The organism is Anaerocolumna aminovalerica (assembly GCF_900115365.1).
GTDB lineage: Bacteria > Bacillota > Clostridia > Lachnospirales > Lachnospiraceae > Anaerocolumna > Anaerocolumna aminovalerica.
The window spans coordinates 55,175-75,971 of record NZ_FOWD01000011.1 but is presented as its reverse complement, the minus strand read 5'-3'; the positions used below and the strand labels follow the sequence as shown (position 1 = coordinate 75,971).

Annotated in this window: 14 protein-coding genes; all 14 read left to right on the top strand. The window is 34.4% G+C overall.

The genetic code is table 11. The features are described from left to right. The first annotated feature begins 167 nt into the window (after positions 1-167). The 14 genes from BM183_RS08155 to rnr all read left to right on the top strand — a co-directional run bounded on the left by BM183_RS08155 (position 168) and on the right by rnr (position 20,691). Complete coding sequence (locus tag BM183_RS08155) at positions 168-911, top strand: YebC/PmpR family DNA-binding transcriptional regulator (protein ID WP_091685991.1); 744 nt, start codon at positions 168-170, stop codon at positions 909-911. Between the two features lie 371 nt (positions 912-1,282). Continuing rightward, positions 1,283-5,026 carry an Ig-like domain-containing protein gene (locus BM183_RS08150; protein WP_170847933.1) on the top strand — a complete coding sequence of 1,248 codons (3,744 nt, stop codon included), beginning with the start codon at positions 1,283-1,285 and terminating at the stop codon, positions 5,024-5,026. A 267-nt stretch (positions 5,027-5,293) separates the two neighbouring features. Beyond that, complete coding sequence (gene recN / locus BM183_RS08140; protein WP_091685986.1) at positions 5,294-6,976, top strand: DNA repair protein RecN; 1,683 nt, start codon at positions 5,294-5,296, stop codon at positions 6,974-6,976. A 209-nt stretch (positions 6,977-7,185) separates the two neighbouring features. After that, entirely contained in the window at positions 7,186-8,478 is a 1,293-nt protein-coding gene (spoIVB, locus tag BM183_RS08135) for a SpoIVB peptidase (protein ID WP_091685984.1), read from the top strand. 603 nt (positions 8,479-9,081) lie between these two features. After that, entirely contained in the window at positions 9,082-9,885 is an 804-nt protein-coding gene (gene spo0A / locus BM183_RS08130; RefSeq protein ID WP_091685983.1) for a sporulation transcription factor Spo0A, read from the top strand. A gap of 279 nt (positions 9,886-10,164) precedes the next feature. After that, complete coding sequence (gene glgA, locus BM183_RS08125; RefSeq protein ID WP_091685981.1) at positions 10,165-11,601, top strand: glycogen synthase GlgA; 1,437 nt, start codon at positions 10,165-10,167, stop codon at positions 11,599-11,601. A gap of 204 nt (positions 11,602-11,805) precedes the next feature. Continuing rightward, a complete protein-coding gene (locus BM183_RS08120) occupies positions 11,806-11,991 on the top strand; it encodes a hypothetical protein (RefSeq protein ID WP_091685980.1) in 186 nt (61 codons plus the stop codon). A gap of 12 nt (positions 11,992-12,003) precedes the next feature. After that, on the top strand, positions 12,004-12,261 hold the full coding sequence (locus tag BM183_RS08115) for a spore coat protein (protein ID WP_091685978.1): 258 nt from the start codon (positions 12,004-12,006) through the stop codon (positions 12,259-12,261). Positions 12,262-12,622: 361 nt separating this feature from the next. Further along, on the top strand, positions 12,623-13,633 hold the full coding sequence (gap, locus tag BM183_RS08110; protein WP_091685977.1) for a type I glyceraldehyde-3-phosphate dehydrogenase: 1,011 nt from the start codon (positions 12,623-12,625) through the stop codon (positions 13,631-13,633). Positions 13,634-13,857: 224 nt separating this feature from the next. Continuing rightward, complete coding sequence (locus BM183_RS08105; RefSeq protein ID WP_091685975.1) at positions 13,858-15,051, top strand: phosphoglycerate kinase; 1,194 nt, start codon at positions 13,858-13,860, stop codon at positions 15,049-15,051. 237 nt (positions 15,052-15,288) lie between these two features. Next, positions 15,289-16,035 carry a triose-phosphate isomerase gene (gene tpiA / locus BM183_RS08100; RefSeq protein ID WP_091685973.1) on the top strand — a complete coding sequence of 249 codons (747 nt, stop codon included), beginning with the start codon at positions 15,289-15,291 and terminating at the stop codon, positions 16,033-16,035. 340 nt (positions 16,036-16,375) lie between these two features. Further along, positions 16,376-17,920 carry a 2,3-bisphosphoglycerate-independent phosphoglycerate mutase gene (gpmI, locus tag BM183_RS08095; RefSeq protein ID WP_091685971.1) on the top strand — a complete coding sequence of 515 codons (1,545 nt, stop codon included), beginning with the start codon at positions 16,376-16,378 and terminating at the stop codon, positions 17,918-17,920. A 113-nt stretch (positions 17,921-18,033) separates the two neighbouring features. After that, complete coding sequence (gene secG, locus BM183_RS08090; RefSeq protein ID WP_091685969.1) at positions 18,034-18,270, top strand: preprotein translocase subunit SecG; 237 nt, start codon at positions 18,034-18,036, stop codon at positions 18,268-18,270. Between the two features lie 273 nt (positions 18,271-18,543). Beyond that, entirely contained in the window at positions 18,544-20,691 is a 2,148-nt protein-coding gene (rnr, locus tag BM183_RS08085; protein WP_091685968.1) for a ribonuclease R, read from the top strand. Positions 20,692-20,797: the final 106 nt, after the last annotated feature.

Below are 20,797 nucleotides of genomic sequence, written 5' to 3'. Positions count from 1 at the left end.
CCTCATCAGGCAAGCGGGCTTGCCTGTTTAGCAGGAGCTTGAACTCCTGCTGAAATACCACGTAGTGGCAATGGGGTTATGAGCAAGTGGCGTAAGCGGACAAACTTGCCTGCAGGCAAGTGGAATATCCGCTTTGACGCATTCTTATGAAATGGAAGGAGATTACCATGTCAGGACATTCAAAATTTGCAAACATTAAACATAAAAAAGAAAAGAACGATGCTTCAAAAGGTAAAATATTTACCAAGTTAGGAAGAGAAATCGCTGTAGCAGTAAAAGAAGGCGGTGCTGATCCTGCATCTAACAGTAAATTAAAAGACATAATTGCAAAGGCAAAATCCAATAACATGCCCAATGATACCATTGAAAGAAGTATCAAAAAAGCAGCTGGAGATGCCAATGCAGACAATTACGAACGCGTAACATATGAAGGTTATGGTCCTAATGGTACAGCTATTATCGTAGAATGCTTAACTGATAATAAGAACCGAACTGCATCTAACGTTAGAAATGCATTTACAAAAGGCAATGGTAACGTAGGTACTCCGGGATGTGTATCCTTTATGTTTGATAGAAAAGGACAAATCCTAGTTGATAAAGAAGAATGGGAAAAAGATGCAGATGAATTGATGATGGTTGCTCTTGACGCAGGTGCAGAAGACTTCAGTGAAGAGGAAGACAGTTATGAAATCATAACAGACCCGGATACATTCAGTGAAGTTCGCGAAAAACTTGAGGAAGCAGGAATTCCTATGGCACAGGCAGAAGTAACCATGATTCCTCAAACCTTTGTAGACCTTACAGATGCTACAGATATTAAGATGATGAATCGTACTTTGGATTTATTAGATGAAGACGATGATGTGCAAGAAGTGTACCATAATTGGAATATGCCGGAAGAGGAAGAATAGCAGAACTCAAATCTCCTGTTTATCGTAGCTGACAACACGATGAATAGGAGATTTTTTTATTTAACAGATATATTATAGGTAATTTGGAAGAAAAGTTTTATTTTAAAGAGATAGGAATCACGTTATATTATTGAAATGATAAGTAGAATATGAATTTCTTATCTGAATTGTACCGTTTTATTAAATAGATTCATAAGTATAATACTAATTACGAAAACATTTATAAATAATATTAATAAAGCACATCATTATCCTAATCATTTCTATTACAATTGCCGATATATAATTGAATAATGTTAAGATGGAAACATCCTGAATATAAATCAGACACAAGAGAAAAATGCTAGAGAAACATGTCAAGGAGGACGAATATGAAGAAGATTAAGGGAAAAATACTTTTAGGGGTTATGTGTATGGTCGCAGCAATTAGCATTAGTATGCTGCCTGGTGTGAAAGCAAATGCTACTGCAACACCGACTCCAACCCCCACACCTGTTGCGGAAGAATATTATTTCGATTATGGCGGGAAAAAAATCCCCCATGGTGGAAGTATCACAATAAGTGATGGTAACAGCATTGACTTACGTGTAAGCGTTACAGATGCAACTTCGGTTAATTGGAAATCCTCCGAAGAGAGTGTTGCCAAGGTAGTAACAGGTACACCTAGCTATCAGGTGAAAGTGACACCGAAAGGACCGGGGTTTTCTGAAATTTCTGCAACAGTTACAAAGGATGGAGTAACAAAAACTGTAGTTTGTTACATAGAAGTACCATTAGTGGTTGATAACGGTAATTTTACAACAACCAGTTCAGGAGAAAAAGTTTTACAGTTAACATTCAATCCGGATGTATCTGACCCGGATAGTACTAAGACAATAAATATTATGAAACCGGACGCAGGTACAACTCCTAATTTATTATGGGCAACCTCCAATCCTGAAGTTGCGGTAGTAGATTCAACCGGTAAGGTTACTGCAAAAGGTGCAGGTTCCACTATCATTACCATAACTTCCGGAACTAGTTTAGCAAATGGTAAAAAGTTAGAAGCTAAAGTACCGGTAGTTGTTTCACCCTTAGTTAAAGATAGTGATAATAATTACAAGAGTTCAGCAACGGTTATATTGGCAGAAGGAATTACAAGTACAACCTTAAATACCAATGCCGGTTATGCCACCAATTTAGCATGGGAAATATATGATAACAAAGGGACAATTATTCCAGCCAGCGAAACAGGAAGGATAATACGGGATATTCATTCTTACGACAGTAAAATAGGTTTCTATAATTTAAAAGCAGGTACTTATAAAATTAAAGGTTATACTGATATTAAATATAAAGGTGACAGCAAAATTACTCCCTTAGAGGTAACACTAATTGTACCAATTCATATAGAGAAAGATTATATAATTATGAATGTGGGAGATGATTTTAGATTAACAGATAATTCCAATATCTATAATCCAGGAATATTTACATATACCTATCCAAGCGGCGATAGTACTACTGTCAATGTAGCTCCTTCAACAGGAATTATAAAAGCAGTACATGAAGGTTCTGTAAAAGTAATGTTAACCTATCAGACATCATCAGGATTATTTGATCCTGCTTATACCCCGAGTACTAAAACAATAAGCATAACTGTAATTGATGGTATATCACTAAATCATACCAATGCAACTATATATAAATCAGGTTCTATACAATTAATTGCAACTTCAACAGAGAATACTAATACAACTATTTGGACCACCAGCGATCCTACAGTTGCTACTGTTAATGATGGTTTGGTAACAGGTATTAAAAAAGGTACGGTAACAATAACTGCGGCGCAAATCATTAAGGGTGTCCGTAAAACGGCAACCTGTATTATCCGGGTTGAGGATTCTGTATCAAAAGTTACCGTTAGTCCGGCTAATGTAACACTGGAAGTGAATGAATTTGTAACTCTGTCAGCGAAAGTAGAACCAGCAGGTTCTAACAGAGGGCCTTTACACTGGGTATCATCGGATACTAATGTTGTAGAAGTGAAAGATTCCACGGACTTAGCTGCTACTATTAGAGGTGTACGTCCCGGTACAGCCGTAATATCAGCAATTAATCAGGACAATGTAGTAGTGGGTTATTGCCATGTGTCAGTAAGACAGCATGTAGAAAAGATTACATTATCTGAGACAGCGGTTACCCTTCCTTTAACGGCTAAGAATCTTCAACTAAGAGCCAATGTGGAACCGGAGAATGCAACCAATAAAAATGTAAAATGGAAATCTACCAATGAAAGTGTTGTTAGAGTAGACGATAAAGGTATGGTTACTTTAGTGTCATCCGGTGTTGCTGCTGTAATCGCATTTTCAGAAAGTGATCCTTCTGTAACTGCAATTTGTAATATTACAGTAGAAATTCCTGTAAGATCGTTAACCTTAGACGAAAAGGCTAAAGTAATGTATGTTGGAGAATCGGTAAGAATCGGGTATTTATTAACACCGAATGATGCCTCCAAAAAGAATGTAGTGTGGAGCTCTACCGACACTTCCGTAGTCAGTGTAGACTCAAAAGGATTAATCACTGCCAGAAGTGCCGGACAGGCTATTATAATGGTAAAAACTGAGGATGGTGCATACTATAGTACCTGTACCATTACTGTAAGACAAAAAGCAACAGGCATAAAATTTGATGTAGACAATCTGGAATTAAATGTAGGTCAATCTTACACCATTGAGTTAACGGTTACACCATCTAACAGTACAGAACTTGGCCTAACATGGGACACAACAGATTCTAAGGTTGCTACAGTAGATGAAAAAGGTAAGATTACCGCAAAAGCACCGGGTAAAGCGGTTATATTTGTAAAGACGGCTTATGGTGCGGCCATATATTGTAACGTAACAGTAGTGCAGCAGCCTAATGACCTGCAGCTTAACTTTGACGAAAAAACTCTTGTTATAGGAGAGGAATTTAAATTAAAGGCTACTATGCAGCCAAGTTCATCTGAAGAAATAGCTTTGACCTGGACCAGTTCCAATGAGAAAGTTGCAAAAGTGTCCAATAATGGCACGGTAAAAGCAATCTCCGGCGGTACAGCGGTAATCAAAGTACAAACAGCAGACAAAAAGATTACAAAGTTTTGTATTGTAACGGTTGTTGAGCCTGTTACGAATATAAAATTAAATAAAACCAGTTATGTACTGGGTGTTGGTAAGAGATTTACTTTAAAGGCCACCGTGGAAGCAAATACTGCAACCAATCCAAAATTAAAATGGACAACCAGTAATTCAAAAGTAGCTACAGTAGACTCTAAAGGAGTGGTAACAGCCAAATCCTTAGGTACAGTGGTAATTACAGTTACTGCTCAAGATGGAACAAGAGCTGAAGCAAGTTGTGACATACGAGTAGTAAGACCGGTTACTTCAGTTACTCTTAATGCTTCTTCTGTTACAACAGTTGAAGGGAGAAGTTTTACTTTAAAAGCAACTGTAAGGCCTAATAATGCCACTATTAAGAAAGTAAAATGGACCTCTAGTGATGAATCTGTAGCAATTGTAGATTCAAAAGGCGTGGTTACTGCATTAAAAGCCGGTACTGTAACGATAAAAGCTACTGCCACAGATAATAGTGGTAAATATGCTGCCGCAGTAGTGAAAGTAAAAGCTCAGGTACCTGCCTCAAAAGTAATAGTTTCAACAAAAAGCTTAATCATGACCCCAGGTGAATCAGCAACTTTGCAAAAAGTCATTAATCCAACCAACAGTACGGATAGATTTACATGGGAGACAGACAATAAAACTGTAGCATCCGTAGATAAGTCTACCGGAAGAGTAACTGCTCATAAACCGGGAACTGCTAATATTATTGTAATAACGGAGTCTGGTAAGACAGCAACAACAGAGGTAACAGTTGTTGGATTAAATACTACCAGTTTGGAATTAGAGCAATACTCCAGATATACTTTAAGTGTAATCGGTGTTAATTCAGGAATTGTATGGGATGTAGATGATCCGGGCATTGCAACTGTAAGAAATGGTGTTGTGGAATCCAGAAAGGTAGGAACCACAACTATAACTGCCAATATTAACGGTAAAATATTAAGATGCAGAATAAAGGTTACACCTATTGGATAATCCTAACAGCAAGTAAGTTACACCTACCGGATAATCTATTTAGCAAATAAAAATATACCTGATAATTATCATTAAAGAAATGAAATTATCAGGTATTTTTTATGCTATATAAGACATGGAATCCTAAGCTATATACTATTATAAAAAAATATTTGCAACCTGAATGGGACTATGTTACAATTGCCTTAGAACATATGTTTTTAAATTGGAGAGTACTTAGAGATTGTTTGTTACATTACATAAAACAAACGATGGGAGGAACAGATTTTGTTACTGAATTTACATGTAAAGAATTTTGCAATTATTGATGAAGTAGAAGTATATTTTAAAGATAATTTAAATATACTGACAGGCGAAACAGGTGCCGGTAAATCCATTATTATAGGTTCCATTAATGTTGCATTAGGTGGAAAGGTTACAAAAGACATTATCCGAAAAGGTGCAGATTATGCTTTGGTAGAGCTGCTTTTTCAAGTAGAAGATAAGGATGTACTAACAGCCATTGGTGAATTGGATGTACCCTTAGAAGATGACCAGATTATTATCAGCAGAAAAATAATGAATGGAAAAAGCATATGTAAAGTAAATGGTGAAACCGTTACTACCAATGTATTAAAAAGTATTGCTAGTTTATTGATCGATATACATGGACAGCATGAGCACCAGTCCTTATTATACAAAGAGAAACATTTAGAAATTGTGGACCGGTATGCAAAAGATTACATTAGTGATACCAAGCAAAAGCTGGAAGCTGTCTATAAAGATTACATAGAAGTAAAGAATAAATTAAACGAATTAAAAATAGATGATGATAAACGACTCCGGGAGATATCTTTTTTAGAATATGAAATCAATGAAATCAGAAATGCAGCTTTAAAGTCCGGCGAAGATGAGGTACTTGGAGCAGAATACAGGCGTTTATCCAATGCTAAAGCAATATCGGAAGGTTTGGGAAATATTCATGGATTAATGAGTAATCAGGAATCCGGCTCGGCAGGAGATCAAATTGGCCGTTCTGTAAAATCTTTGACCAAGCTGGTAGACTATGATTCTTCCATTACTAATTTCTTAAATCAAATTGTAGATATTGAGTCTTTAGTGAATGATTTTAATCGGGAATTATCCGAATATTTATCGGATTTAAATAACAGTGAAGAAGATTTTAATAGTATCGAACAGCGGCTTGACTTAATCAATCATTTAAAATCGAAATACGGAAATAGTATTGCTGAAATTTTAAAATATTGTGAAGAAAGTGAGAAAAAATTAGAAGAATATAATAATTATGAAGATACCATATTATTATTAACACAACAACAGAAAAAATCAGAAGAACAATTGAATCAGCTTTGTGAGGAATTATCTGTTATCAGGCAAGAGAAAGCAAAAGAATTGACTCATAAAATGAAGGAAGCACTTGTGGATTTGAATTTTTTGGATGTTAAATTTGAACTGGTATTTCGAAGATTGGATTATTATACCGATAACGGCTTTGATGAAAGTGAGTTTGAAATCTCTACGAATCCGGGAGAAGAATTAAAACCTTTAGCCAAAATTGCCTCCGGTGGTGAATTGTCTAGAATTATGCTGGCAATTAAATCTGTACTTGCAGATAAAGATGAAATTGATACCTTAATTTTTGATGAAATTGATGTAGGTATCAGCGGTAGAACAGCACAGAAAGTTTCAGAAAAATTGTCTATGATATCCAAAAATCATCAGGTTATATGCATTACACATCTGGCACAAATTGCAGCAATGGCAGATGCTCACTTTATTATCGAAAAAACAACAGATGGAATTACTACAAAAACCTCCATCCGAAACTTAAATGAGACAGAATCTATTGAAGAATTAGCAAGAATATTAGGCGGCGCAGTAATTACAGATACGGTTATAGATAATGCAAGGGAAATGAAAGAATTAGCAAAAGGAACTAAAAAATTCTAGTTTGAAAAAAAATAAAATAGGCATACTAACAAAAATAGTAATTCTGGGATATACATTCTAAATGTATATCCTTTTTTATGTTAAAGATATTGTATTCTAGCAAAACTCTTCGCTTAGGCTGTGCACTCAAAGCTTACTTATCCTGAAGACAGCTGTCATTTTGTCTTATGACAAATAAATTACTTCCTCGTGAAAGGGCTTGTTGAAACATGAAGAAAAAATCAATTTATAGAAAAATACTTCTTCTCCTATTTGTTATTAATGTCTTTGTAATTCTTATCTTTGCATATAAAAGGTTATATAGAAGTATACCTGATAAGATAAGGATAAAAGTAGGAGAAGATGAACAATTTAATTTTAATTTACCATTCCAAGCTGATTTTACAAATGAAAATATTGGAGTTATTAGCGTAAACAATAAGAAAGTTCCTGCCAATCAAATAAAAATAGACTTAAATAAACCTTTTACAATTAAATCAACGGAATTAGGGCAATACAAAATCAGTTTAAAACTTTTTGGATTTCTGGAATTTAAAAAAATTGAAATTGGTGTAGTTGAAGATAAGGAATTAAGACCAAGCGGAGCTCCTATTGGAATCTATGTTGAAACAGATGGGGTGATGGTACTTGGAACCGGAGCAATTAATGCATCAGATGGATTAAATTATGAGCCCTCCTTAAATAAATTAAAATCAGGAGACTATATTACAGCTATTAATCATGTACCTATTAATAGTAAAGAAGAATTAATAGAATTGATCCAAAAATGTGATGGACGGGATTTGCTGGTGGATGTAAGAAGGAACGAAGAAATCATTCAATACAAGATCACTCCGGTAAAAACTGCTGATGGAGAATATAAGATTGGTACTTGGATTAGAGATAATACACAAGGAATAGGAACCATGACCTTTACTACAAAAGAAGGTAAGTTTGGTGCATTAGGTCATGGTATTACAGATGTTGATACAAGCTTAATCATGGAAATTCAACAGGGCTATTTATATAATGCAGAAATCATGACGATTATTAAAGGAAGGCAAGGGGCTCCCGGAGAATTAATAGGTGTTATCAATCAAAATGAATTTAATAAAATAGGTAAAATAAAAAAGAATACCAACCAAGGAATTTTTGGTTCCATTACAGAGAACTATGTGAATGCCGCTCAACATGATTTTATTCCTATTGGGCTAAAACAGGAAGTTACATTAGGACCAGCCACCATTCTAAGCTGTGTCGAAGATGAAGTTAAAGAGTATGATATAGAGATTAAGAAAATTGACCTAAATAACACAAATTCTAACAAAGGAATGGTTATTAATATTGTGGATGAGGAACTTTTAAGCTTAACAGGAGGAATTGTGCAAGGTATGAGCGGAAGCCCAATTATACAAAATGGTAAAATTATAGGTGCTGTAACCCATGTATTTATACAAGATTCTACCAAAGGTTACGGTACATTTATTGAAAATATGATATATAACTTAGATGGTATGGAATGAAAAAATTATCGACGGAATTTGTGAAAATTTTCATATAAATGTTGATAATAATCAATTAATCTTTACTATTTTTTTAATTATATTTTACAAATAGCATTAATAAGATGAAAAAAATCTTAAATTCAGATAATCTTGTCGTATTATGCGATAAGAAACATTTGATAATATGTTATTTACTGTATATAATGCAAATATGGTAAGCTTTAACTTGCAATTTGTATTTGGTTTTTTATTTGTGGGAAATAAAAACTAAATATGTAAAGCTAACTATATTTTGCAAATATATATAGTCATGTTGTCGATGATTCAATTTTTTGGAAGTTTTTTTAGGAATTATTGACTAAATATCTTTTTTACGGTATAATATATGATACGTGCAGTGGTAAATAATAGAAAATAATGTTATGGAAGGAGGATAGTTAAGATATTATTACCATATTTGCAAAAGACTTTAAAATTGTAGGTGCATTAGTTTAAAGGTTGAGGGAGTTCTAAATTATGCAATGCCATTTTAAGGTAAAGGTTAGAGATAAAAATAGAATTTTGCAAGAAAGTTTGCACTCTATAAGTTATAATAAGGTTTAAACATTGGGAGGTATTAAAGTGGGTAAAATTAACGTAGCAATTGTAGATGACAACGAGCGTATCGTAAATCTTTTGGTAGATATTCTAAAAGGTGACTCTGATATAGAAGTGATCGGAACATCTTCCAATGGTATGGAAGCGCTCGAATTAATCAAAGAGAAAAAACCAGATGTTGTTCTTTTAGATCTAATTATGCCAAAGTTAGATGGGCTGGGAGTTATGGAAAAAGTAAGAATGGATGAGTCTTTTAAGAAAACTCCAGCTTTTATCGTAATTACAGCAATAGGCCAGGAAGGTGTTACTGAGAATGCATTTGAACTTGGTGCCAGCTATTATATTATGAAACCATTCGATAATAATATGGTGCTTTCGAGAATTAAGCAAGTCAGAGGTGACTTACATAATAGTAAATTAGTTGATAGTCATAGAGTTAGCACATATGAAAGCAAAGATAATTTTAGAGAGAGAAACCTTGAATCCGATGTTACAAATATTATTCATGAGATAGGCGTTCCGGCCCATATTAAAGGTTATCAGTATCTTAGAGATGCCATAATGATGTCAGTGAATGATAACGAAATGTTGAATTCGATAACAAAACTATTATATCCATCCATAGCGAAACGGCATAAAACAACTCCAAGCAGGGTTGAAAGAGCAATCAGACATGCCATCGAAGTAGCTTGGAGCAGGGGTAAAATGGATACTATAGATGAATTGTTCGGGTATACTGTAAGTAATGGGAAGGGGAAACCTACCAATTCTGAATTTGTTGCATTAATTGCAGATAAAATTCGCTTAGAGTATAAATTACGAGCATAAATACAAATATAAAAAATATAATTATGTCATTCTGAGTAAGAAAGGATTATTAGAAATCCTCTGCTTTTCAGAATGACTTTTTATTTGGCAATATACTGAATAAGATTTAGTTTACACTCATTTATAATCATATTATGGCATTTTAATTAATATTCATTATAATCAAATTATAACATTTCCTATACTTTATTTTCTTCAATTTTTGCTATCATATTATTATAAGTTAATGTATAATATTGGTATCCAAGTGAACTTTTTTAGAGAGAGGATGGCTATTTAATGAAAAATATTCTTTTTGTTGCATCAGAATGTGTTCCATTTATAAAAACCGGGGGATTGGCTGATGTAGTTGGTTCATTACCAAAATACATAAATAAAGAGGAATTTGATGTTCGTGTTATGCTTCCCAAATATATGGCCTTATCGGAATCACATAAAGCACAGATGAAGTACCTAACTCACTTTTATATGGATTTAGCTTGGAGAAATCAATATGTAGGAGTTTTCCAACTGGATTATGATGGAATAACCTTTTATTTTATTGACAATGAGTATTATTTTGCAGGGCCAACTCCTTATGGAAATATATATGAGGATGTTGAGAAATTTGCTTTCTTTAGTAAAGCTTCTTTATCCGTTCTTGGGTTAGTGGGATTTAAGCCGGATATTATACATTGTCATGATTGGCAGACCGGTCTTCTTCCGGTTTATTTAAAGGACAGGTTTATAGAGGGAGATTTTTATAAAGAAATCAAAACAGTATTTACAATACATAATTTAAAGTTTCAGGGGGTATGGGATGTAAAAACAGTGAAAGATATCACCGGCCTTTCTGAATACTACTTTACTCCGGATAAACTGGAGGCTTATGGAGATGCCAATTATTTAAAAGGTGGTATTGTGTATAGTGACTTTATTACCACCGTCAGTAATTCTTATTCGGATGAAATTAAAATGCCTTTCTATGGAGAAGGCTTAGATGGGTTAATAAATGCAAGATCCAATGCCCTGGAAGGAATTGTGAATGGTATTGATTATGAAGAATATAATCCGGAAACCGATGAAATGATTAGTAAAAATTATAATTTGAATAATTTTAGAAAAGAAAAGATAAAGAATAAAAGGATGCTGCAGCAGGAATTGGGACTGGAAATCAATGATAAAGTCTTTATGATTGGTATTGTATCCAGGTTGACAGACCAAAAGGGTTTTGATCTGATAGATTATTGTATAGAAGAAATATGTGCCAAAGATGTACAGCTTGTAATACTTGGAACAGGAGAAGAAAAGTATGAGAACTTGTTCCGGCATTATCAGTGGAAATACCCGGAAAGAGTATCTGCAAATATCTTTTATTCCAATGAAAGAGCCCATAAAATATATGCTGCCTGTGATGCATTTTTAATGCCTTCTTTATTTGAGCCATGTGGACTTAGTCAGCTAATCAGTTTAAGATATGGAACCGTACCAATCGTCAGGGAAACAGGAGGGTTAAAGGATACTGTCCAGCCCTATAACGAATTTGAAGGGACAGGAACGGGTTTCAGTTTTCAAAATTATAATGCCCATGAAATGTTATCCACTATTAATTATGCAAAAAAAGTATTTTTTTCAAAAAAACGTGAATGGAATAAAATAATTGACAGAGGCATGGCAAAAGATTTTTCATGGAATAATTCGGCTAAGAAATATGAAGAGTTATATAAAAATTTGTAAATAAATCACAAAGTAAAAAGAAAATATTCGCTATTTTATGAACATAAAACAAGCTGATGAATTTAACAGTTCATTCTGCAAATAAAAAAGTAAAATAAGAATAATAATATACCTCCTTTGAAATAATACTCTTAGATAACTGTTGAATGTATAAAATCATCTGCAATTATCTGTATTTTAATGAGCAAAAGGAGGACAAAAAATATGGGTAACCTAACAGAAATGGAATTACAGAATTTAAGACATCTTTTACTATTCAGTGAGACAGATATGGAAAAATATAAAGCTTATGCAGATAGTGCACAAGATCCAAGCGTAAAACAATTTTTCCAAAAAGAATGTCAATCCGCTGCACAGAAAAAACAGACTTTATTACAATTTTTAAGATAGGAGGATTTTACTATGCAAGAGCAAGCAATGGTAACAGATGCTTTAAATTCAATTAATAATGGAATTAAATCTTTAAGTGACATGATCACACAAACAGATAACCAGGAATTACGTCAGACATTACAACAAATGAGAAATCAGTCAGAAACATGCCAATATGAATTATACACAATTGCAAAAAGCAAAAATTATTATCAGCCGGCCAAACAAGTTAGCCAGCAGGAAATAGCAGATGTTAAAAATACTATAAATAGTATAGTTTCTCAGTAATTCTAGAATATGGTATCACACCCTTACTAAACATCTTTTAGTAAGGGTGGGGATAACCATATTATTAATTGGTGATAATATTACATAGTATAGGATTGTACGTAATTGGATTTTTTTTACAGTGTTTTTGCACAAATATTTTAATAATAACCTGAAAAATATGTGATTAATATTAATATTAAAGCAAATCCTATTTTCCGCTTGAATTTTACACTTAAAAAAGGTAAAATATAAGAGGTTTGAGAAAAATTTATCAAAGATTAATAACTGTCTTGTTTCATATCTATATTTGGGCATAAGTACTTATTCTTGAAGCAATTAGGCAGTTTATTATAAATATATATTTAGGAGGAATATAATTATGGCAGTAAAAGTAGCAATTAATGGTTTTGGACGTATTGGACGTCTTGCATTCAGACAGATGTTTGGCGCTGAAGGATATGAAGTCGTTGCTATTAACGATTTAACAAACCCAGCAATGTTAGCACACTTATTAAAATATGATTCAGCACAAGGCAGATATTTAAATCATACAGTTGAGGCAAAAGAAGCATCTATCGTTGTTGATGGAAAAGAAATTAAAATTTATGCTGAAGCTGATGCAAAGAATCTTCCTTGGGGACAAATTGGTGTAGATGTAGTACTTGAATGTACAGGCTTCTATACATCAAAAGCAAAAGCACAAGCTCATGTGGATGCTGGTGCAAAGAAAGTTGTTATTTCAGCTCCAGCTGGTAATGATCTTCCTACAGTAGTATTTGGTGTTAATGAAAACACCTTAAAAGCTGATGATACTATTATTTCTGCAGCTTCTTGTACTACAAACTGTTTAGCTCCTATGGCTAATACTTTGAATAAATTAGCTCCTATCCAAAAAGGTTTCATGACCACTATTCATGCATATACCGGAGACCAAATGGTATTAGACGGACCACATAGAAAAGGTGATTTAAGAAGAGCTCGTGCAGCAGCTGTTAATATCGTTCCAAACTCTACAGGTGCAGCAAAAGCAATTGGTTTAGTAATTCCTGAATTAGCAGGTAAATTAGACGGAGCAGCACAAAGAGTTCCAGTACCAACCGGTTCTATAACAGAATTAGTATCCGTTGTTAATGGTACTGTAACAGTAGAAGATGTTAATGCAGCTATGAAAGCAGCAGCTAGTCCATCTTTTGGATATACAGAAGAAGAAATTGTATCTTCCGATGTTATTGGTATTACAGAAGGTTCCTTATACGATGCAACTCAAACAAGAGTAACTGATCTTGGAAATGGTCAAACATTAGTTAAAACCGTTGCATGGTATGATAATGAGAATTCATATACCAGCCAAATGGTTAGAACAATTAAGTATTTTGCAGAATTAGCTTAGTTAGTAATCTGGTATAATTCTAATTGGAATAATTTGTATTAAATATTGCAAATCAGATAATTTTTACGAATAAAAGTAAACAAGGTTTACTTAAAACATCATAATATTGATCCAATTATGGGTCCGGTCTTTGTATATAAGTCTGGGAACGTTTACCGAACCCACTTATTTATGAAAACCGGACTTTCATTTTTTATTAAAACGTACTGAAAGGAGCTACACATATGCTAAATAAAAAATCAGTAGATGATATTAATGTAAAAGGAAAAAGAGTTTTAGTTAGATGTGATTTTAACGTACCTTTGCAGGAAGGTAAAATTACAGACGAGAACCGTCTTGTTGCAGCACTTCCCACAATAAAGAAATTAATTAACGACGGTGGAAAGATTATTCTTTGTTCTCATTTAGGTAAACCAAAGGGAGAACCAAAACCAGAATTATCTTTGGCACCGGTTGCAGTTAGACTTGCTGAACTTCTTGGACAACCGGTTAAATTTGCTGCAGATAGTACTGTAGTAGGTGATAACGCAAAAGCTGCTGTTACTGCTATGGAAGAAGGAGAAGTAGTACTTCTTGAAAACACTCGTTACAGAGCAGAAGAAACAAAGAATGGTGAAGAATTCAGTAAAGAATTAGCTTCTCTTTGTGATGTATTCGTAAACGATGCTTTTGGTACTGCTCATAGAGCCCACTGTTCCAACGTTGGTGTAACACAATTTGTTGATACAGCTGTTGTAGGTTATTTAATGCAAAAAGAAATTGATTTCTTAGGAAATGCAGTAGATAATCCAAAGAGACCATTTGTTGCTATTCTTGGCGGATCTAAAGTATCCAGCAAGATTTCTGTTATCAATAATTTATTAGATAAAGTTGATACTTTAATCATTGGGGGTGGAATGGCCTATACCTTCATGAAAGCATTAGGAGAAGAAGTAGGTAAATCTTTATTAGAAGAGGATTATCTTGAATATGCAAAAGAAATGATGGATAAGGCAAAACAAAAAGGAGTTAACTTATTAATTCCTGTTGATACCGTTATTGCCAAAGAATTCTCCAATGATACTGAATTCAAGACAGTAGGCCGGGGAGAAATCCCTGCTGACTGGGAAGGTCTTGATATTGGTGAAAAAACACAAGAATTATATGCAGATGCTATAAAAGATGCTAAAACTGTTGTTTGGAACGGACCAATGGGTGTATTCGAATTATCAAACTTTGCAAAAGGTACTATTGCAGTAGCAAAAGCGCTGGCAGAAATTGATGCAACTACAATCATTGGCGGTGGAGATTCCGCAGCAGCCGTAAATCAATTAGGTTTCGGCGATAAGATGACTCATATTTCAACAGGCGGCGGAGCTTCCCTGGAATTCTTAGAAGGTAAAGAACTTCCTGGTGTAGCAGCAGCTAATGATAAATAATATTGTACTATTTTGAATAATGAGGGTTGTTGCTGCAAGTTGTTTTAATATGACAAATAGCAACAACCTCTATATAGTTTCAATGATAAAAAAGTTGGATACAAAACATATTCTGTAAAGAAGAAGTGTGAAGAAAAGGCATCTTCACACAATGCTTTGTGCTTAGTTTCTAAAACGCAGATTGCGTTTTACACAAAATCAGATGCGCAAATAACCTGCGCAGGAATGGAGGAAAAGATGCGTAGAAAGATAATTGCAGGTAACTGGAAAATGAATAAGACTCCAAGTGAAACAGTTACATTAATTAATGAATTAAAACCTTTAGTAGAAAGTAATGATGTGGATGTTGTATTTTGTGTACCCGCTATATCACTTACAACAGCAGTAGAAGCTGTAAAAGGTACTAACATACAAATAGGTGCTGAAAATATGCACTATGAAGAAAATGGTGCATATACGGGAGAAATAGCTGCTAATATGCTAACAGACGTCGGTGTTAATTTCGTTATTATCGGACATTCTGAAAGAAGAGAATATTTTGCTGAAACTGATGAAACAGTAAATAAAAAAGTATTAAAAGCATTTGAACACGGTTTAACTCCAATTGTGTGTTGCGGTGAAACCTTAACTCAGAGAGAACAGGGTGTTACCATTGACTTTATCCGTCAACAGATTAAAATTGCATTTTTAAATGTATCTGCAGAGGATGCTCAAAAGGCAGTTATTGCTTATGAACCAATCTGGGCAATTGGAACCGGTAAAGTAGCTACAACAGAGCAAGCCCAAGAAGTATGTAAAGCAATTCGTGAATGTATTGCAGAAGTATATGATCAAGCTACTGCAGAAGCAATCCGTATTCAATACGGCGGAAGCGTATCTGCATCAAGTGCTCCGGAATTATTTGCACAGCCTGACATCGATGGTGGTTTAGTAGGCGGAGCAAGTTTAAAGCCTGACTTTGGAAAAATTGTAAATTATAAATAAACTAAAATTTGATAGTGGTTATGAATCTGAAAGGAGAAGAATCTCAAGTAACTAGTAGGGATTCTTACATAAATTCAATTGTATTAAATGATATCAGAACGACATCAACCTATCTTATATAGGGTGAATAACCCTATATAAGAACTCATTATACGAAACTCCATTTATAAGTTTCCAAATACATTGTAAATGGTTTCGTATATGGTATTATGGAAGTTTTTTATTAAGAATTCTTATGAGATTAGTATTAATCTCTTTTTGTAAATCATTTTGACTTATGGAAGATATTATGCTATTATGATTTGATACCTAAAGATATAAATGTAAAGGAGTAATGAGTATGAGTAAAAAACCAACGGTTTTAATGATATTAGATGGCTACGGATTAAATGAAAAGACAGAAGGCAATGCAATTAAATTAGCCAAAACACCAGTTATGGATAAACTTATGAAGGAATATCCTTTTGTTCGAGGTAATGCCAGCGGAATGGCAGTAGGTCTGCCAGAAGGTCAGATGGGTAATTCAGAAGTAGGCCACTTGAATATGGGTGCAGGCAGAATTGTATATCAGGAATTAACCAGAATTACAAAAGAAATTCAAGATGGAGATTTTTTCAAAAATGATGCTTTATTAGAAGCTATTAAAAATTGTAAGAAAAATAACTCTTCACTTCACTTATATGGATTGTTATCAGATGGCGGTGTTCATAGCCATATCACTCATTTATATGCTTTATTGGAATTAGCAAAAAAAGAAGGATTAACCAATATCTATGTGCATGCATTCTTAGATGGTAGAGATACACCTCCTACTTCAGGAAAAGGCTTTGCCCAGGAATTAACAGATAAGATGGAAGCTTTGGGAGTAGGTAAAATTGCTACTGTTATGGGACGTTACTATGTAATGGATCGTGATAACCGATGGGACAGAGTAGAAAAAGCTTATAATGCAATGGTTTTAGGCAAAGGCGAAACAGCATCCACAGGAGTTGATGCAATACAGCAATCTTATGATGCCGGAAAAAATGATGAATTTGTTGAACCTACTGTTGTTATGGAGAATGGAAAGCCTGTTGCTACCATTAAAGAAAATGATTCTATTATCTTTTTCAACTTCAGACCTGACCGTGCAAGGGAAATTACAAGAGCATTCTGTGATGATAAATTTGAGGGATTTAAAAGAGAAAAGGGAAGATTCCCACTAACATATGTATGTTTCTCAGAATATGACGTAACCATTGAAAATAAAATAGTTGCTTTCCATAAAGTTTCTGTTGAAAACACTTTTGGAGAATTCTTGGCTGCTAATCATAAAACACAGTTAAGACTTGCAGAAACAGAGAAATATGCCCATGTTACATTCTTCTTTAATGGAGGAGTGGAAGTTCCTAATGAAGGGGAAGAAAGAATATTGGTGAAATCACCTAAGGTTGCAACTTATGACTTACAGCCGGAAATGAGTGCGTTGGAAGTAGCTGAAAATCTTGTAACAGCAATTACATCTCAAAAATATGATGTTATTATTATAAACTTTGCAAATCCGGACATGGTAGGACATACCGGAATTCAGGATGCTGCTGTCAAAGCTGTGGAAGCAGTAGACAAATGTGTAGGAATGGCATATGATGCTTTAATTTCCGTGGACGGTCAGATGTTTATCTGTGCAGACCACGGTAATGTTGAACAATTAATCGATTACAGCAACGGTGAACCATTTACAGCACACACAACGAATGACGTACCTTTTATATTAGTAAATTATGATAAAGAGTATACCTTAAAAGAAGGTGGTTGCTTAGCCGATATTGCTCCTACTTTAATTGAAATGATGGGTTTGAAACAACCTGGGGAAATGACAGGAAAGTCTTTATTAGTAAGAAAATAATCAGAAAACAACCTTTTTCTGATGGATTTTCTGATGGTTCCACTTGTACAAAAAGTAGTTGAAATCTTTGGCTTAGTATGGTAGAATTACCTTTAGCTTTAGGAGGTGTGATGATGGATATACTAAAAGTGATCGTAACAGTTGTTTACGTTCTGATTTGTATCGCATTAGTAATCGTAGTTTTAATGCAAGAGGGCAAATCTGCAGGTTTAGGTGCTATTGGTGGCGGTACCTCTGAAACCTACTGGGGTAAGAATAAAGGACGTTCTATGGAAGGTGCTTTGGAGAAATTTACAAAAGCTCTTGCTATAGCATTTATTCTTCTTTCTGTGATACTTAATTTACTTTAATATGAGACAAAAAAAGCACTCTACTATTGTGGAGTGCTTTTATTAATGGCTTTTAACCACTTATGAGGTGAAGTAGGAAGTAAAAAACATCACACCTGTTTAGTGACGGATGGTACTGATTACTTTAGAGTGGCTTTGGAAACTCTTTTTAAAATGGTTTAAAATATACTAAAGTATTTGTATTATTTATAGGAGAATTATGGTATACTACACTATAAACCTATAATTTTAAGAATATTTTTAAGTGTAACAACTTAAAGATTTGGAGGCTTTATGGACAGTTTCATACTTAACGAGAAAAAAAAGATTCTTTTAGAATTTATAAATAGCAAAGAGTACCAGCCTATGAAATTTAAAGAACTATGTAATATTTTGCAGGTACCTCGTTCGGAAAAGCAGGATTTAAAAGAAGTGCTGTTATCTTTACAAGATGAGGGTAAAATACTGGTGGATGTAAAAGGTAGATATAAGGCAGCAGAAGAGAATACCAAAACAGGAATATTCTCCGGCACCCAGAGAGGTTATGGATTTGTTATTGTGGAAGGGGAGGAAGATGATATATTTATTCCAGAAAACAGTACAAAAGGTGCACTTCACAATGACAAGGTAATGGTCAGTATAAAAGAAGAAAAAACAGGGAAAAGAAGAGAAGGAGAAATTATTCGTATAATTGAGAGGGGACATGCAACAATTGTTGGAACCTTTGAAAAAAGCAAGAACTTCGGCTTTGTAATTGCAGATAATCAAAAGTTGGGTAAAGATATATTTATTCCCATAGAACATACAAAAGGTGCAGTTACCGGCCATAAGGTGGTTGTTAAGATAACTGATTTTGGAAATCAGGAGAAGAATCCGGAAGGGAAAATAGTTGAAATTCTTGGACATATGAATGATCCTGGAGTAGATATTTTATCAGTAATTATGGCTTATGATCTGCCCGTTGAATTTCCGGAAGGAGTTATGAAGCAGGTGGAATCCGTTCCTGATGAAATTGATTCCAAGGATATGGCCGGAAGAAAAGATATCCGCCATCTGCAGACCGTTACCATTGATGGCGAAGATGCTAAAGATTTGGATGATGCCATAACCATATCCAAGGAAGGGAATCTATATCGGTTAGGAGTCCATATTGCTGATGTTACCAATTATGTTACGGAAGATTCTCCTATGGATAAAGAAGCCCTGAAACGAGGAACCAGTGTATACCTGGTAGATCGGGTAATTCCTATGCTTCCTCATAAATTATCCAACGGTATATGTTCTTTAAATCAAGGAACAGACCGTTTAGCCCTTAGTTGCTTTATGGATATTGATGAAAAGGGAAATGTCCTTGGTCATGAAATAGCAGAAACCGTTATCAACGTAGATAGAAGAATGACTTACACCAGCGTAAAGAAAATCTTGGAAGATCACGATGAAGAAGAAATGAAAGAATACGAAGAACTGGTTCCTATGTTCCTATTAATGAAAGAATTGGCGGATATTCTTCGTGAAAAAAGAAGAAAACGAGGCTCTATAGATTTTGATTTTCCGGAAAGTAAAATCCTACTAGATAAGAAGGGGCATCCAATTGAGATAAAGCCCTATGAAAGGAATACGGCAACTAAAATAATTGAAGATTTTATGCTGCTTGCAAATGAAACCATAGCAGAAAATTTCTTTTGGCAGGAACTTCCTTTCCTCTACCGCAGTCATGAAAATCCTGACTCTGAAAAAATTCAGCAATTAGGCATCTTCATTAACAATTTCGGATACCATATTAAAATCGGGCAAGATGAAATACATCCGAAGGAATTACAGAAATTATTAGCAAAAATAGATGGAACACCAGAAGAAGCATTGATCAGCCGATTAACCTTGCGTTCTATGAAACGGGCCAAATATACCACTGACAGTGACGGACACTTTGGATTGGCTACCCGGTATTATTGTCATTTTACTTCTCCAATCAGAAGATATCCTGATTTACAAATTCATCGAATCATAAAAGAGAATCTTCGCGGGGGCTTAAGGGAGAAGAGAATCAAACATTATAACAAAATCTTAGCTGACGTTGCCAGACAGACCAGTTTGACCGAACGCCGTGCTGATGATGCGGAACGTGATGTAGAGAAACTTAAGAAAGTAGAGTATATGAGTGGTTTTATAGGCCATACTTTTGAAGGAGTCATCTCCGGAATTACCTCCTGGGGGATGTATGTGGAGCTGCCTAATACGGTGGAAGGCATGATTAAAGTGGTTGATTTACAAGATGATTATTATATCTATGATGAAGGAACCTATTCCATGATTGGAGAACACACAAGGAAAACCTTCAAATTAGGTCAAAAGGTTACCGTAGAAGTTATAGGAACCGATATGCTTATGAAAACCATTGACTTTGCCTTGGTAGAAGAGAAAGAAATATTAGAAGAACCATAAGTTGGTTCGGGAAAATAAGTGATGACTCACCAAAAAACGGAATTATAATAGCAGAATAATAACATTGACAAATAAGAATAAAGAAAAAACAAAAGATGGAATGTAA